Raw genomic sequence first — 17,013 nt, forward strand, 5'->3', positions numbered from 1 at the left:
AATAAGGCCGCCTGATGCGGAATATAACGACTTAAAAAGGAATCGGTAGTCATGAAAAAATTAGTACTTGCTTGCGGTTTACTTTCAGCGTTGACCTCCGCCAGCGCGCTGGCCGATGCTTCCAGTGAATTACAGCAGCGTCTGGACAAAGTCAGCAGCTTCCACGCCAGCTTTAACCAGAAGGTTACCGACAGCAGCGGATCGAATGTGCAGGAAGGCGAAGGGGAGCTGTGGGTAAAACGTCCCAACCTGTTTAACTGGCATATGACCGCGCCGGATGAGAGCGTTATTATTTCAGACGGTAAAACCCTGTGGTTTTACAATCCTTTTGTTGAACAGGTCAGTGCCACCTGGCTGAACAGCGCCACCAGCAATACGCCTTTTATGCTGATTGCCCGTAATCAGCGCAGCGACTGGCAGCAGTACAATGTGAAACAGCAGGGCGATAATTTTGAACTGACGCCGAAAACCGATGCCGGCAACCTGAAACAGTTTATGATTAACGTTTCCGGTAATGGCACCATCAATCAGTTCAGCGCCATCGAGCAGGATGGCCAGCGCAGCAGCTACGTGTTGAAAAGCCAGAACAACGGACCGGTTAGCGCGGATAAATTCACCTTTACGCCTCCGAAAGGGGTGACGGTAGACGATCAACGTCAGTGAGGTTGAGTTGAGTAATCTCTCCCTTGATTTTTCTTCCGAACAGTTCCAACCGTTGGCCGCGCGTATGCGGCCAACCACGCTGGAACAGTATATCGGACAGCAACATCTGCTGGCCCCCGATAAGCCGTTAACGCGCGCTATCGAAGCGGGCCACCTTCATTCAATGATTCTGTGGGGGCCGCCCGGCACCGGTAAAACCACGCTCGCCGAGCTGATTGGCCGTTACGGCAATGCGGACGTTGAGCGCATCTCGGCCGTGACCTCCGGCATTAAAGAGATCCGCGAGGCGATCGAACGCGCGCGACAGAACCGCCAGGCAGGCCGCCGCACCATTCTGTTTGTTGACGAGGTGCATCGCTTCAATAAAAGTCAACAGGATGCGTTTTTACCCCATATTGAAGATGGCACCATTACCTTTATTGGCGCGACGACGGAAAACCCCTCTTTTGAACTCAACTCCGCGCTGTTATCGCGCGCGCGCGTCTACCTGCTGAAATCCCTGACCGTCGAAGATATCGAAACGGTATTGCAGCAGGCGCTAACCGATAAAGAACGCGGACTGGGCAAGGAAAATATCGTCCTGCCTGAATCCACCCGGCGGATGATTGCCGAGCTGGTTAACGGCGATGCGCGCCGGGCGCTGAATACGCTGGAAATGATGGCCGATATGGCTGAAAGCGATGCGCAGGGTAAGCGGGAATTAACGCCTCAGCTGTTAAATGCGGTTTCCGGCGAACGTGCGGCGCGCTTTGATAATAAAGGCGATCGCTATTACGATTTGATTTCCGCGCTGCATAAATCGGTGCGCGGTTCTGCGCCCGACGCGGCGCTTTACTGGTATGCCCGCATCATTACTGCCGGTGGCGATCCGCTGTATGTCGCGCGTCGTCTACTGGCCATCGCTTCAGAAGATGTTGGCAATGCCGATCCGCGCGCCATGCAGGTTGCGATCGCCGCATGGGATTGCTTTACCCGCGTCGGCCCGGCGGAGGGCGAACGCGCCATCGCTCAGGCGATTGTTTATCTGGCCTGCGCGCCGAAAAGCAACGCGGTCTATACCGCCTTTAAAGCGGCGATGCGCGATGCGCGTGAAAAACCTGACTTCGACGTACCGGAGCATCTGCGTAACGCGCCGACTAAATTAATGAAAGAGATGGGGCTGGGCAAGGCGTATCGCTATGCGCACGACGAGCCGAATGCCTACGCCGCCGGCGAAGACTATTTCCCCGCCGAAATGGCGCAAACGCGTTACTATCAGCCCACCAGCCGCGGGCTGGAAGGGAAAATTGGCGAAAAGCTCGCCTGGCTTGCGGAACAGGATCAAAATAGCCCGACAAAACGCTACCGCTAGTCCAGACGTTGCGGTAAGGTTAGCGCTCAGCCAGGTGGGCCCTGAAGGAACGCTTTGGTTCAAAACCTTTTTTTAATCACAGTAAGCACAGGATAAGCATGCTCGATCCCAATCTGCTGCGTAACGAGCCAGACGCAGTCGCAGAAAAACTGGCACGCCGAGGATTTAAACTGGATGTGGAAACGCTGCTCTCCCTTGAAGAGCGCCGTAAAGTGCTGCAGGTAGAAACAGAAAACCTGCAGGCTGAGCGTAATGCGCGTTCCAAATCCATCGGGCAGGCTAAAGCGCGCGGGGAAGATATTGAGCCGCTGCGTCAGGAAGTCAACGCGCTGGGCGAGCGTCTGGATGCGGCTAAAGCCGAGCTGGATGTGTTGCAGCAGCAGATCCGTGATTTTTCACTGGCGTTGCCTAACCTGCCTGCAGATGAAGTGCCGCTGGGCAAAGATGAAACGGAAAATCAGGAAATCCTGCGCTGGGGCGAACCGCGTCAGTATGATTTTCCGGTGCGCGATCACGTTGACCTCGGCGAGATGGCAAAAGGGCTGGATTTCGCCGCTGCCGTTAAGCTGACCGGCTCGCGCTTTGTGGTCATGCAGGGCCAAATCGCCCGCCTGCATCGCGCCCTGGGCCAGTTTATGCTCGATCTGCATACGCAGCAGCATGGCTATACCGAAACCTACGTGCCTTACCTGGTTAACCACGCCACGCTGTTTGGCACCGGCCAACTGCCTAAGTTCGGCGAAGACCTGTTCCATACCCGTCCGTTGGAAGAAGAGTCAGACAGCAGCAACTATGCACTGATCCCAACCGCGGAAGTGCCGCTGACTAACCTGGTGCGTGACGAGATCGTTGAGGAAGAATCGCTGCCGATTAAACTCACCGCTCATACGCCTTGCTTCCGTGCTGAAGCCGGTTCCTACGGCCGTGATACGCGTGGCCTGATCCGTATGCACCAGTTCGATAAAGTGGAGATGGTGCAGATTGTTCGTCCGGAAGATTCCATGCAGGCGCTGGAAGAGCTGGTCGGCCATGCGGAGAAAGTCCTACAGCTGCTGAACCTGCCGTACCGTAAAGTGCTGCTGTGCACCGGTGATATGGGCGCCAGCGCGGCGAAAACTTACGATCTGGAAGTCTGGCTGCCGGCGCAGAATACCTACCGTGAGATCTCTTCCTGCTCTAATATGTGGGATTTCCAGGCTCGCCGTATGCAGGCGCGCTGCCGCAGTAAAAATGATAAGAAACCGCGTCTGGTGCATACGCTGAATGGCTCCGGCCTGGCGGTAGGCCGTACGCTGGTTGCGGTACTGGAAAACTATCAGCGGGCTGATGGCCGTATTGAAGTGCCAGAAGTGCTGCGCCCTTATATGGGCGGCCTAACCCTTATCGGTTAATTAGCGCCATAAACGATCAGGCCCGCCGTCATTCCCGGCGGGCTTTTTTTATTAAAATAAATATATCGTTATTAACCGGATTTTTATTTCTACCTGCTTGAATTTAAAATTAAAAATCTTTGGGCTGTATAAGTTTTATGCGTCAAAAATCTTCCCAGGATAAAAATTTTAAATCGGAGCGGGACAAATTGTGCGTCGGGCAAATTCGGCTGATTGACTTTAAAAACAAGAGTGGCAATATTCGCGCACTTTCTCTTTCTTCCCTGTGATTTAACCCATGTTCACCTGGTCTCGTCCCGTTGTGCTGTTGCTCTGCGGCCTGCTGCTGCTGACAGTATCTATTGCCGTGCTTAATACTCTGGTTCCTTTGTGGTTGACCCACGATAATCTGCCAACCTGGCAGGTCGGCGTAGTGAGTTCATCCTATTACACCGGTAACCTTATCGGGACATTACTGGCGGGCTGGCTAATCAAGCATTATGGCTTTAATCGCAGCTACTATTTTGCTTCGCTGGTTTTTGCTGTCGCAACGATAGCGCTGGGCCTGAATGAGGGCTTCTGGAGCTGGTCGCTGTGGCGTCTGCTGGCGGGTATCGGTTGCGCCTGGATTTGGGTGGTGGTGGAAAGCGCATTGCTTTGTAGCGGCACGTTGCGCAATCGTGGCCAGCTGCTGGCTGCCTATATGATTGTTTACTATTTGGGCATGGTTGCCGGTCAGCTGCTGGTGAGCAAAGTCTCTACCGAGCTGCTGAATGTTTTGCCATGGATTACCGCGGTGATTGCCGCTGGTGTGCTGCCGATTATCTTTATGAAGATTAGCGCTGCGGCGTCTGAGGATGAAGAGGCGCCGAGCCGTATGTGGCCGATGCTGCGTCGTCGTAGTTCACGGCTTGGCATCAACGGCTGCATTATTTCGGGCATTGTATTAGGTTCCCTGTATGGCCTGATGCCGCTCTATCTTTCTCATCAGGGTATCAGTGACGCTAACGTCGGTTACTGGATGGCGTTGCTGGTAAGCGCAGGCATTGTCGGACAGTGGCCGGTAGGCCGCATGGCCGATCGCTATGGTCGTCTGCTGGTGCTGCGGGTGCAGGTGTTTATTGTCATCCTTGGCTCGATTGCCATGCTCAGCAATATGGCGATGGTCCCGGCGCTGTTTATCCTGGGCGCCGCCGGCTTTACCCTTTATCCGGTAGCGATGTCATGGGCATGTGAAACGGTTAAGCATCATGAGCTGGTGGCGATGAATCAGGCTTTACTGCTGAGCTACACCATCGGCAGCCTGGCAGGGCCGAGTATGACGGCGATGCTTATGCAGAACTACTCCGATCGCTTACTGTTCGTGATGATTGCCGCTGTAGCATTCATCTATTTAGTGATGCTGCTGCGTAAAGCGGACCATCACATTACGCCAGTGGCGCAGGCCTGAGTCGAATGAAAAAGGGCGACATGATGTCGCCCTTTTTTTATTGGTTACAGGTTAATACATGACCTTATGACCGTAACCTTCCAGAATATGTTTTATACGTTCCATGGTTTCCGCTTTTGGCGGCTTGACGCCGTCCAGCTTATATTCCTCACCCATGGCGATCCATTTATGCTTGCCCAGTTCATGATAGGGCAGTAGTTCAATCTTCTCGACGTTTTGCATATCACGGGTAAATTCGCCCAGGCGATGCGCTGAGTCATCATCATCGGTATAGCCCGGTACGATAACGTAACGGATCCAGGTGCGAATGCCTTTTTTAGCAATATAACGGGCAAAATCCAGCGTGCGATGATTAGAGACACCCACCAGGATTTGGTGAACATCATCATTGATCTGTTTCAAATCGAGCATCACCAGATCGGTGACGTCCAGCAGCTCGTCGATAACCGGATCGTATCGACGTACAAAGCCGTTGGTATCAAGGCAGGTATGAATGCCTTCCGCTTTACAGGCGCGGAACCAGTCACGGACAAAGGCAGCCTGCAGTATCGCTTCGCCGCCAGAAGCCGTAACGCCGCCCCCGGATGCGTTAATAAAATGACGATATGAAAGAACATCTCGCATCAGTTCTTCCACTGTAACCTCTTTGCCTCCATGCGTATCCCAGGTATCGCGGTTATGGCAATAGAGGCAGCGCATCAGGCAGCCCTGAAAAAAGGTAATAAAGCGGATGCCCGGCCCATCAACGGTGCCACAGGATTCGAATGAGTGAATACGACCGACGGATGTTGACATTGCGATGAGTTCTCCAAAGTGAACCTGCCTGGCAGGTGACGCAGTCTTTAGGGGCTGCTGCGTTAAGTTGAGTCTGCTTTGCCAGATGACCTCAGTATAGATCTCTGGCAAACCAGGCTGCTGGTAAAAAGGCTCCCGCAGGAGCCTTTTATCAGACCAAGGAAGGATTACAGCGACTGGGTGAAAGTACGTGTAATGACATCCTGCTGCTGCTCTTTTGTCAGCGAGTTAAAACGTACCGCATAACCGGAAACGCGAATGGTCAGCTGCGGATATTTTTCCGGATGATCCATCGCATCCATCAGCATTTCACGGTTCATGACGTTTACGTTCAGATGCTGACCGCCCTCAATCGCCGCTTCATGATGGAAGTAACCATCCATCAGGCCCGCCAGGTTAGTTTTACGCACATCGTCATCTTTACCCAGCGCGTTTGGTACGATAGAGAAGGTATAAGAGATACCATCTTTAGCATAAGCAAACGGCAGTTTAGCGACAGAGGTCAGCGAAGCAACGGCACCTTTCTGGTCACGACCATGCATTGGGTTAGCGCCTGGTCCGAAAGGTGCGCCAGCACGACGACCATCTGGGGTGTTACCTGTTTTCTTACCGTATACCACGTTGGAGGTAATGGTCAGCACAGACTGAGTCGGTACGGCGTTGCGGTAGGTATTCAGTTTCTGAATTTTCTTCATGAAACGTTCAACCAGGTCGCAGGCCAGATCGTCAACGCGCGGATCATTATTACCAAACTGCGGATATTCACCTTCGATTTCAAAGTCTGTCGCCAGACCATCTTCATCGCGAATCGCTTTCACTTTGGCGTATTTGATGGCGGAAAGTGAGTCTGCCGCTACGGACAGGCCGGCAATACCACAGGCCATGGTGCGGTAGACATCACGGTCATGCAGCGCCATCAGCGCAGCTTCATAGCTATATTTATCATGCATATAGTGAATGATATTCAGCGCGGTCACATACTGTTTCGCCAGCCAGTCCATAAAGTGGTCAAGGCGAGCCATAACGGTATCGAAATCCAGCACTTCATCCATAATCGGCGCTTCTTTCGGGCCGACCTGCATTTTCATTTTCTCATCAACGCCGCCATTGATTGCATACAGCAGCGTTTTGGCGAGGTTGGCGCGCGCACCGAAGAACTGCATCTGTTTACCGACAATCATCGGGCTGACGCAGCAGGCGATAGCGTAGTCGTCGTTGTCAAAGTCAGGACGCATCAAATCGTCGTTTTCATACTGGACGGATGATGTATCAATAGAGACTTTGGCTGCATACTTTTTAAAGTTAATCGGCAGCTGTTCTGACCACAGGATGGTCATGTTCGGCTCCGGAGACGGCCCCATGGTGTACAGGGTATTCAGGAAGCGGAAAGTGGTTTTAGTGACCAGCGTACGACCATCTACGCCCATACCGGCCAGCGATTCAGTCGCCCAAATCGGGTCACCGGAGAACAGTTCATCATATTCCGGGGTACGCAGGAAGCGAACCATACGCAGTTTCATCACCAGATGGTCAATCAGCTCTTGCGCTTCCAGCTCGCTCAGTTTACCTGCCTGCATGTCGCGTTCGATATAGACATCAAGGAAGGTAGAAACTCGGCCAAAGGACATCGCTGCGCCGTTTTGTGATTTCACTGCGGCCAGGTAGCCGAAATAGGTCCACTGTACTGCTTCACGTGCATTGGTCGCCGGACGAGAGATATCGCAACCATAAGATGCCGCCATCTCTTTCAGCTGACCCAGCGCGCGATGCTGATCGGCAATCTCTTCACGCAGGCGGATCGTTGCTTCAAGGTTAACGCCATTGATCAGATCGTCCTGCAGTGAGGTGAACTGAGCAAATTTATCCTGCATCAGATAATCGATACCGTACAGTGCGACGCGACGGTAGTCGCCGATAATACGGCCGCGACCGTAAGCATCCGGCAGCCCGGTCAGCACGCCTGATTTACGGCAGCGCAAGATTTCAGGGGTATAAACATCGAATACGCCCTGGTTATGCGTTTTACGGTATTCGGTGAAGATTTTTTTCAGCTGTGGGTCCAGCTCGCGGTTATACGCTTTGCAGGAGCCTTCCACCATTTTGATCCCGCCAAAGGGAATAATGGCGCGTTTCAGCGGCGCGTCAGTTTGCAAACCGACAATTTTTTCCAGGCCTTGATCGATATAGCCTGCACCATGTGAAGTAATGGTTGCTGCAACGCTGGTATCGAAATCAACCGGCGCATGGGTGCGGTTTTCAATTTTGATGCCTTCCAGCACTTTATTCCACAGCTGGATGGTGGCATCAGTCGCACCGGCCAGGAAGGATTCGTCTCCTTCATATGGCGTATAGTTTTTCTGAATGAAATCGCGAACGTTAACTGATTTCTGCCATTCGCCGGCGGTAAAACCTTCCCAGGCGGCAGCCAGTTTCTCATTGAGCTCGGTCATAATATACCTACCTTCTGATAAAAGTTCTTTTTTGGAGCCAACAGGAAAATATCTGTCGGCTCGAATTCGTCGTGCAGTTGCTGCTAATGTGCGGTGTTGCCGCGCAGATAAATAAACCAGTAGGTCAACCCTACCAATAGCCCGCCACCGATAATGTTGCCAATAGTGACTGGAATCAGGTTATCTATGATGAAATGGCTCAGCGTCAGGTTGGGAAACTGAGCGGCGGTTGCGCCTGTCGCCTGCCAAAATTCCGGTGAGGCGAAATCATGAATAACGATAGCCATAGGAATCATGAACATATTAGCGATGCTGTGCTCAAAGCCGCAGGCAACGAACATCGCAACCGGCAGGGCCATGGCCAGCATCTTGTCGGTCAGGCTGCGACCTGAGTAGCTCATCCAGATGGCCAGGCAAACCATTAAATTCGCCAGCGTGCCGAGGCAAACAGCCTCAATAAAGGTGTGATGCATTTTATGATCGGCGGTTTGTAAAACATTTAATCCCCACGCGCCGTTAGCCACCTGATGTTCGCCGGAAAGCCAAATAAGAGCGACAAAAAACAGCGCGCCAAACAGGTTGCCGATGTAAACGTTGATCCAATTGCGCGCCAGCTGACCCCAGCTAATACGCCCGCTGGCTTTCGCCACAACAATTAAAACGGTTGAGGTAAACAGGTCTGCGCCACATACCACGACCAGCATCAGGCCAAGGGAAAAGCAGAGACCGCCGATCAGTTTTGCCAAACCATAAGGAATATCAGCCGTTCCGGTGGTGGCGGTAATATAAAAAACGAACGCAATAGAGATAAATACGCCAGCGTTAATGGCCAGAAAAAAGGTTATTAACGGATGTTTATTTGCTTTATAAACGCCAGCTTCTTCTGCGGCTTTCGCCATTGCCTGTGGCAATAATAAATTGAAAGGGTTGTCAGCATTCACACTAACGTACTCCCATAAAAAATCGTCGTAGAGATACTAACAAAGGAGTATTTAGCGGAAATTGATATAGATCATATTTGCCTAGCGCCTGAAGAGACGAAGCGGGAATTAATAGAGGGGTATTAGGCTTAACCTTTTGATTTTAATATATAAAATTTATTTTAAATTATACATTTAAAATTGAAGAAGGCATTTAATGCACAAAAGGTTATTATTGCAAAATAAGAGAATTAGGCTTAAATGTTATTGCTGGAGAATATAGAGTAACTCGATATTAACATCGGATTAACTAAAAAAGCCAGCTGGGTTTAGCAGCTGGCCAGAATTTACAGGGATAACGTTATTTATTTCCAGTTATTCCGCTTGGCCTGTTGTAATTTCTCATAGGCAGCAAGCAGAGCCTGATGCGCAGGGAACGCCTTGAGATCCAGATCAACCGGCTGTAGGCCATAAAAAGGCGCTTCGCCATTAATCGCGGACGAGGCGGCCTCAACGGCCTCTGCGCCATACATACGAACAAACGCGTGATAATACTGGGTCGGATCGCGTTCTTCTTCCTGCGAAAGCAGCAGCAGCGTTTGCAGGCAGCGATAGTAGTTAGCGCGTTCAGCCGTAAATACCGAACCATTAAACTCCATGGTCCATTCGGTCCAGATCAGAGCCTGATCGAGATCGCCGCCAGCCAGAGCCAGCATCGCTTTCAGCTCGCCGATACGCAGGGTGTACCAGCCGTTATCTTTGCCTGTCGCCAAGCCAAGCAGCTCGCGAACGCGAGTAAAATCATCGTGGCCTTCTTCATCTAACTGCTCGATTAGCGCCAGATAATCCGCTTTATCCCATTGGCTGTCAGGCAGCGCCAGCAGGGTTTCACGCAGGCCTGCGCCCATATTATTATTCGCCAGCAGCAGATCTTCCGCCGGATAAATGTCCGACATGCCCGGAACAATAATACGGCAGGCGTAAACGTCCAGATGTTCATAATCTGCAATATAAACGTCTTTATCTTCCGCTTTGAAAATGGCCATCAGCGTGGCGAATTCTTCTTCGGTCGTGCCGTCAAAGCGCCAGTCGACAAACGGATAATCGGCTTCTTCTTTAAACAGGTCCCATGAAATCGAGCCGCTGGAATCGATGAAATGTGTTTCCAGGTTGGCATGTTCCGCGACTTCTTCATCATCAAAGGTTGGCGGCGTAAAGACATCCAGATCTTTCAGGCTGCGACCCTGCAGCAGCTCCGTTACGGTACGCTCCAGCGCCACGCCAAAATCGGGATGAGCGCCGAAAGAGGCAAAGCAGGTACCGTTAGTCGGGTTAAATAAAACCACGCAGATTACCGGATATTTGCCGCCTAACGAGGCATCATAAGCAAAAATCGGGAAGCCTTCAGCTTCAAGGCTGTTAATGGCTTCTACCACGCCCGGGTAGCGATCCAGTACCGCCTGCGGGATAGCGGGCAGACTGATCGCTTCGGCGATAATGCGGTTTTTTACATAGCGTTCAAATACTTCAGACAGGCCCTGTACGCGCGCTTCATTACGCGTGTTACCGGCAGACATGCCGTTTGAAACATACAGGTTGCCGATGATATTCATCGGGATATATACCGTCTGCTCGTCAGATTGGCGGGTGAAAGGCAGGGCGCAAATTCCGCGCTCGGCATTCCCTGACTGCAGATCGATAAGATCGCTGGCGCTCAGCTCATTTTCCGGATCGTAAAACTGGCGCAGGCGCGGATCCAGAATGCCTGCTGGCAGGCTGTCATCTTCGGGCAACGGGAACCATTTTTCATTAGGATAATGAACAAATTCGCCGTTAGCGATGGTTTCGCCTAACCAGAAGTCAGCGAAAAAATAGTTCGTTGACAGACGTTCGAAATACTCACCCAACGCGGAGGCCAGCGCGGCTTTCTTACTGGCGCCTTTACCATTCGTAAAGCAAAGCGGGCAATCGCGATCACGAATATGCACCGACCAGACGTGAGGCACGGGATTCAGCCAGGAGGCCTCTTCAATGTTGAAGCCAAAGTCCTGCAGCTTCTGTTGGAAGCGAGTAATGGAATCTTCCAGCGCGGCGTCTTTGCCTGGGATAAAGGTTTGAGTCATGTAGCCTACTATATGTTGGTTGAGCGTAAAGCGCGCAATGATACGTATTTTCTGGCGCTGACGCTATTGGCGGACGGTGATTTCATTCCCGACAGGATGGCAAAATTATTATTTTCTTTCTGGCTTTATCATTCCGTTAAGCGTGGAGCCTCACAAAATATCGTGCCGCTTTGCTTTCGCCATACAAGCTGTTGCGGCAGGGCGCGGGAAAATGGGATCGCGCCCGGATAAATGTTTGCAGCATGCCGGTGGCAGTGATAAAACCGATAGCCTATTCATAATCAACAGATCTGACAGTGGTGACGGGAAATGACGCAGATTTATAATTTTAGCTCCGGCCCAGCAATGTTGCCGGTAGAAGTGCTTCGTCGTGCAGAACAAGAGCTTTGCAACTGGAATGGGCTGGGCACCTCGGTAATGGAAATCAGCCATCGCAGCAAAGAGTTTATTCAGGTTGCGGAAGAAGCAGAAAAAGATTTACGCGATCTGCTGAAAATCCCCGAGAACTATAAAGTTTTATTCTGTCAGGGCGGCGCGCGCGCGCAGTTTGCCGCGGTGCCGATGAATCTGTTGGGCGCGGCGAAAACCGCCGACTATATCGACGGCGGCTACTGGGCGCATAGCGCTATCCAGGAAGCGCAAAAATACTGTACGCCGAACGTGATTGATGCCAAAACCCAGGTGAATGGCAAACGCGCTTTGCTGCCGATGCGCGAATGGACGTTAAGCGACGATGCCGCCTATGTCCATTTTTGCCCGAATGAAACTATCGACGGCCTCGCCATTGATGAACAGCCTGATTTTGGCGATAGGGTTGTCGTGGCCGACCTCTCTTCCACTATTCTTTCCCGTCCGCTGGATATCAGCCGCTACGGTGTCATTTACGCCGGCGCGCAGAAAAATATCGGCCCGGCCGGCCTGACGCTGGTTATCGTACGTGACGATCTGTTGGGTAAGGCGCAGCAGGCGCTGCCAACCGTGCTGAATTATAAGGCGCTGGCGGAAAATGATTCTATGTACAATACCCCGCCGACGTTTGCCTGGTACCTTTCCGGCCTGGTATTTAAATGGTTGAAAGAGCGCGGCGGCATCAGCGAAATGGATAAAACCAATCAGGCCAAGGCGGATTTACTGTATGGCGTTATCGACCGCAGCGATTTTTATCGCAATGACGTTGCCGTCAGCAACCGCTCACGCATGAATGTGCCTTTCCAGCTGGCCGATGCCGCGCTGGATAAACTTTTCCTTGAAGAATCTTTCGCTGCCGGGCTGCATGCATTGAAAGGGCACCGTGTTGTCGGCGGTATGCGCGCCTCCATTTATAACGCGATGCCGTTGGAAGGGGTAAAAACCCTCACCGAATTTATGATGGATTTCGAACGTCGGCACGGCTGATCCGCGGTTTAATCATTTTAGAAACCTCGCCAGGCGCGAGGTTTTATTGTACTGGCTTTACGGAGAGAAGTTTTCACATGCAGGAATCCCTGACACTACAACCCATAGCACGCGTTGACGGCACGGTAAATTTGCCTGGCTCAAAAAGCGTCTCGAACCGCGCTTTACTGCTGGCTGCGCTGGCGCAGGGGACGACACGGCTGACTAACCTCTTAGACAGTGACGACGTTAAACATATGCTGAATGCCCTTGCCGCATTAGGCGTCAGCTATAAGCTGTCAGCGGATCGTACCGTTTGTGAAGTTAACGGCATCGGGGGGCCGTTGAAAGCAGCACAGCCGCTGGAGCTGTTTCTTGGCAATGCGGGAACCGCGATGCGCCCTCTGGCTGCCGCGCTCTGTCTGGCCAGTAATGACATTATTCTGACCGGCGAGCCGCGCATGAAAGAGCGCCCCATCGGGCATCTGGTTGATGCGCTGCGTCAGGGGGGGGCGCGCATTGATTATCTGGAGCAGCTCGATTATCCCCCGTTACGCATTCATGGCGGTTTTAACGGCGGAGAGGTGAGCGTAGACGGCAGCGTGTCAAGCCAGTTCTTAACGGCTCTGTTAATGGCGGCGCCGCTGGCCGCGCAGGATACCGAGATCGTGATTAAAGGCGATCTGGTCTCGAAACCCTATATCGATATTACGCTGCACCTGATGAAGACTTTTGGCGTAACGGTAGAAAATAACCACTACCAACGCTTTTCAATCCGTGGGCAGCAGCGCTATGTTTCGCCTGGTCACTATCTGGTGGAGGGCGATGCCTCTTCCGCCTCTTACTTTCTTGCCGCCGCAGCGATAAAGGGCGGCACGGTGCGCGTGACCGGCGTAGGACGCAATAGCGTCCAGGGCGATATCCGTTTTGCCGACGTACTGGAAAAAATGGGTGCTAAAATCGAGTGGGGCGATGATTATATCGCCTGTACGCGCGATAAATTACGCGCTGTCGATCTGGATATGAATCATATTCCTGATGCGGCGATGACCATTGCCACCGCGGCATTATTTGCGGAAGGCACCACAGTTTTACGCAACATTTATAACTGGCGCGTAAAAGAAACCGATCGGCTGTCAGCGATGGCGACAGAGTTGCGTAAAGTCGGCGCCGAAGTGGAAGAGGGGCATGACTTTATTCGTATCACGCCGCCGCAACGCCTGAGTGCAGCGAGTATCGGTACCTATAACGATCACCGAATGGCGATGTGTTTCTCGCTGGTGGCGCTCTCGGATACTGCCGTTACCATTCTTGATCCAAAATGTACCGCTAAAACGTTCCCGGACTACTTTGAACGTCTGGCGTCAATCAGCACTTTAGCCTGAAAAACTGCCGTTGCTACCGGTTTACGGCGTGACGGCTAACGCATTTCGTCATTTTATCTGTTAGCGGAAGTTCTTAAAAAGAAGAATATTTGGCAGCTGTCTATGCTTAAAGATAACGTTCTGAATGATTGCAGCGTATAATATGCCGCGACTTGTGAATGAGTGCAGGTAGCCATAGAACGACCAGCAGCGACAGGAGAATAAAATGACGGCAACAGCCCCGGTAATTACCATTGATGGTCCAAGCGGCGCGGGCAAAGGCACGCTCTGCAAGGCGATGGCTGAGGCGCTGCAGTGGCATCTGCTTGACTCTGGTGCTATTTATCGCGTATTAGCGCTGGCAGCCCTTCATCATCAGGTAGATATCGAATCAGAAGAGGCGCTGGTGCCTATCGCCGCGCATTTGGATGTGCGCTTTATTTCCACCGAAGGTGAAATGGCGGTCATTCTTGAAGGCGAAGACGTAACGGGTGAAATCCGTACGCAGGAAGTCAGCAACACGGCATCAAAAGTGGCGGCTTTCCCACGCGTGCGTGAAGCTTTACTGCGTCGTCAGCGCGCGTTTCGCGATGCGCCTGGCCTGATTGCGGACGGTCGCGATATGGGCACGGTGGTTTTTCCCGATGCGCCAGTGAAGATTTTTCTCGACGCCAGCTCTGAAGAGCGTGCGCACCGCCGTATGCTACAGTTGCAGGAGAAGGGCTTTAGTGTTAACTTTGAACGCCTTTTAGCCGAGATAAAGGAGCGCGACGAGCGCGACCGTAACCGAGCTATTGCGCCGCTGGTGCCCGCGCAAGATGCGCTAGTGCTGGATTCAACCAGCATGAGTATTGAGCAAGTGATTGAAACTGCGCTCAATTATGCCCGTGACAAACTGGCTTTATCGTAAGCTGGCGGCAGAACAGATGTAATAACCTGGTGATAAGGAACGTCATCAGGCATGTTAAACAACCCCATCCGGCAGGAAGTCAGGTGGACGTTAAATTTACCTATCTAAAGATTAAATATGACTGAATCTTTTGCTCAACTGTTTGAAGAATCCCTGAAAGAAATCGAAACCCGCCCGGGTTCCATCGTTCGCGGTGTTGTTGTTGCTATCGACAAAGATATCGTACTGGTTGACGCCGGTCTGAAATCTGAGTCCGCCATTCCGGCTGAGCAGTTCAAGAACGCCCAGGGCGAGATTGAAATCCAGGTTGGTGACGAAGTTGACGTTGCTCTGGATGCAGTAGAAGACGGCTTCGGTGAAACCCTGCTGTCTCGTGAGAAAGCGAAGCGTCACGAAGCATGGCTGATGCTGGAAAAAGCTTACGAAGAAGCTGCAACTGTCACTGGCGTGATCAACGGCAAAGTCAAGGGCGGCTTCACTGTTGAGCTGAACGGTATTCGTGCGTTCCTGCCGGGTTCCCTGGTTGACGTGCGTCCGGTGCGCGATACGCTGCACCTGGAAGGTAAAGAGCTTGAGTTCAAAGTAATCAAGCTGGACCAGAAGCGCAACAACGTTGTTGTTTCTCGTCGTGCCGTTATCGAATCTGAAAACAGCGCAGAACGCGACCAGCTGCTGGAAAACCTGCAGGAAGGCATGGAAGTCAAAGGTATCGTTAAGAACCTCACTGACTACGGCGCCTTCGTTGACCTGGGCGGCGTTGATGGCCTGCTGCACATCACCGACATGGCATGGAAACGCGTTAAGCATCCGAGCGAAATCGTTAACGTTGGCGACGAAATCACCGTTAAGGTGCTGAAGTTCGATCGCGAGCGTACCCGTGTATCTCTGGGCCTGAAACAGCTGGGCGAAGATCCGTGGGTAGCTATCGCTAAACGTTATCCGGAAGGTACTAAACTGACCGGTCGCGTAACCAACCTGACTGACTACGGCTGCTTCGTTGAAATCGAAGAAGGCGTTGAAGGCCTGGTGCACGTGTCTGAAATGGATTGGACCAACAAAAACATCCATCCGTCCAAAGTTGTTAACGTGGGCGACGTGGTAGAAGTGATGGTTCTGGATATCGACGAAGAACGTCGTCGTATCTCTCTGGGCCTGAAACAGTGCAAATCCAACCCGTGGCAGCAGTTTGCGGAAACCCATAACAAGGGTGACCGTGTTGAAGGTAAAATCAAGTCAATCACTGACTTCGGTATCTTCATCGGCCTGGAAGGCGGCATCGACGGTCTGGTTCACCTGTCTGACATCTCCTGGAACGCGACTGGCGAAGAAGCGGTTCGCGAGTACAAGAAAGGTGACGAAATCGCCGCTGTGGTTCTGCAGGTTGACGCAGAGCGCGAGCGTATCTCCCTGGGCGTTAAGCAGCTGGCAGAAGACCCGTTCAACAACTACATCTCTCTGAACAAGAAAGGTGCCATTGTTACTGGTAAAGTGACTGCAGTTGACGCTAAAGGTGCTACAGTTGAATTAGCAGACGGCGTTGAAGGCTACCTGCGCGCTTCTGAAGCTTCACGCGACCGTATCGAAGACGCAACTCAGGTGCTGAACGTTGGCGACGAAGTTGAAGCTAAATTCACCGGCGTTGATCGTAAAAACCGCGTTGTAAGCCTGTCTGTACGTGCTAAAGACGAAGCTGACGAAAAAGATGCTATCGCTACTGTTAACAACAAACAGGAAGAAAGCAACTTCTCTAACGCTATGGCTGAAGCATTTAAAGCCGCTAAAGGCGAGTAATCGTCTTCGGGTTCCGGGTTGCCTGTTGGCGCCCGGCACCTGTAGCAAGCTGTCAGACCATTCCCACAGGGATTAACCGGAGGACTAATGACCAAGTCAGAACTTATTGAAAGACTTGCGGCCCAGCAAACTCATATCCCGGCGAAAGCCGTAGAGGATGCGGTAAAAGAGATGCTTGAGCATATGGCCACGACGTTGGCTCAAGGTGAACGCATCGAAATCCGGGGGTTTGGCAGTTTCTCTTTGCATTACCGTGCGCCGCGCGTCGGCCGCAACCCTAAAACGGGTGATAAGGTGGAACTGGAAGGTAAATACGTTCCCCACTTTAAACCGGGTAAAGAGTTGCGCGACCGGGCGAATATTTACGGCTAAGGCAAAATGACGATAGATAAAAAACGACACCTGATGGTGTCGTTTTTTTTGCGTTAAATTCAGCTAATGCGAATTTGCTC

At 52.0% G+C, this 17,013-nt stretch carries 14 protein-coding genes; 10 read left to right on the forward strand and 4 right to left on the reverse strand.

Features of this window, described 5'->3' with window-relative positions; genetic code table 11:
- Positions 1–51: 51 nt before the first annotated feature.
- The 4 genes from lolA to K6958_RS07760 all read left to right on the forward strand — a co-directional run bounded on the left by lolA (position 52) and on the right by K6958_RS07760 (position 4,834).
- Positions 52–663, forward strand: coding sequence for an outer membrane lipoprotein periplasmic chaperone LolA (gene lolA, locus K6958_RS07745; RefSeq protein ID WP_249894098.1), 612 nt, complete (start codon positions 52–54; stop codon positions 661–663).
- Positions 664–670: 7 nt separating this feature from the next.
- Positions 671–2,014 (forward strand): replication-associated recombination protein A, encoded by a 1,344-nt coding sequence (locus K6958_RS07750; RefSeq protein ID WP_249894099.1) that lies wholly within the window; start codon positions 671–673, stop codon positions 2,012–2,014.
- A 98-nt stretch (positions 2,015–2,112) separates the two neighbouring features.
- The gene (gene serS / locus K6958_RS07755) at positions 2,113–3,405 is read left to right on the forward strand and encodes a serine--tRNA ligase (protein WP_249894100.1); all 1,293 of its coding nucleotides are present in this window, start codon (positions 2,113–2,115) and stop codon (positions 3,403–3,405) included.
- Positions 3,406–3,682: 277 nt separating this feature from the next.
- Entirely contained in the window at positions 3,683–4,834 is a 1,152-nt protein-coding gene (locus tag K6958_RS07760; RefSeq protein WP_249894101.1) for an MFS transporter, read from the forward strand.
- Between the two features lie 51 nt (positions 4,835–4,885).
- Here the strand turns inward: K6958_RS07760 and pflA are convergent, their stop codons facing one another.
- From pflA to ycaO, 4 genes are all read right to left on the reverse strand, one after another.
- Complete coding sequence (gene pflA / locus K6958_RS07765; RefSeq protein ID WP_249894102.1) at positions 4,886–5,629, reverse strand: pyruvate formate lyase 1-activating protein; 744 nt, start codon at positions 5,627–5,629, stop codon at positions 4,886–4,888.
- A gap of 167 nt (positions 5,630–5,796) precedes the next feature.
- On the reverse strand, positions 5,797–8,079 hold the full coding sequence (pflB, locus tag K6958_RS07770) for a formate C-acetyltransferase (RefSeq protein WP_249894103.1): 2,283 nt from the start codon (positions 8,077–8,079) through the stop codon (positions 5,797–5,799).
- An 83-nt stretch (positions 8,080–8,162) separates the two neighbouring features.
- Positions 8,163–9,020 carry a formate transporter FocA gene (focA, locus tag K6958_RS07775; RefSeq protein WP_249894104.1) on the reverse strand — a complete coding sequence of 286 codons (858 nt, stop codon included), beginning with the start codon at positions 9,018–9,020 and terminating at the stop codon, positions 8,163–8,165.
- A gap of 344 nt (positions 9,021–9,364) precedes the next feature.
- Positions 9,365–11,122, reverse strand: a complete 1,758-nt coding sequence (gene ycaO, locus K6958_RS07780) for a 30S ribosomal protein S12 methylthiotransferase accessory factor YcaO (protein ID WP_249894105.1) — start codon at positions 11,120–11,122, stop codon at positions 9,365–9,367.
- A 12-nt stretch (positions 11,123–11,134) separates the two neighbouring features.
- Between ycaO and K6958_RS07785 the strand changes: the two genes are divergently transcribed.
- The 6 genes from K6958_RS07785 (at position 11,135) to ihfB (ending at position 16,933) form a co-directional block, all read left to right on the forward strand.
- The gene (locus tag K6958_RS07785) at positions 11,135–11,353 is read left to right on the forward strand and encodes a hypothetical protein (RefSeq protein WP_249894106.1); all 219 of its coding nucleotides are present in this window, start codon (positions 11,135–11,137) and stop codon (positions 11,351–11,353) included.
- 78 nt (positions 11,354–11,431) lie between these two features.
- Positions 11,432–12,517: a 3-phosphoserine/phosphohydroxythreonine transaminase gene (serC, locus tag K6958_RS07790; RefSeq protein WP_249894107.1), complete on the forward strand. Its 1,086-nt coding sequence runs from the start codon at positions 11,432–11,434 to the stop codon at positions 12,515–12,517.
- 77 nt (positions 12,518–12,594) lie between these two features.
- Complete coding sequence (aroA, locus tag K6958_RS07795) at positions 12,595–13,881, forward strand: 3-phosphoshikimate 1-carboxyvinyltransferase (protein ID WP_249894108.1); 1,287 nt, start codon at positions 12,595–12,597, stop codon at positions 13,879–13,881.
- A 205-nt stretch (positions 13,882–14,086) separates the two neighbouring features.
- Positions 14,087–14,770 (forward strand): (d)CMP kinase, encoded by a 684-nt coding sequence (gene cmk, locus K6958_RS07800; protein ID WP_249894109.1) that lies wholly within the window; start codon positions 14,087–14,089, stop codon positions 14,768–14,770.
- 117 nt (positions 14,771–14,887) lie between these two features.
- Positions 14,888–16,561: a 30S ribosomal protein S1 gene (rpsA, locus tag K6958_RS07805; RefSeq protein WP_103058073.1), complete on the forward strand. Its 1,674-nt coding sequence runs from the start codon at positions 14,888–14,890 to the stop codon at positions 16,559–16,561.
- 87 nt (positions 16,562–16,648) lie between these two features.
- A complete protein-coding gene (gene ihfB / locus K6958_RS07810; protein ID WP_038627039.1) occupies positions 16,649–16,933 on the forward strand; it encodes an integration host factor subunit beta in 285 nt (94 codons plus the stop codon).
- The last annotated feature ends 80 nt before the right edge of the window (positions 16,934–17,013 follow it).

This window comes from Mixta hanseatica (genome assembly GCF_023517775.1).
GTDB classification, from domain to species: domain Bacteria; phylum Pseudomonadota; class Gammaproteobacteria; order Enterobacterales; family Enterobacteriaceae; genus Mixta; species Mixta hanseatica.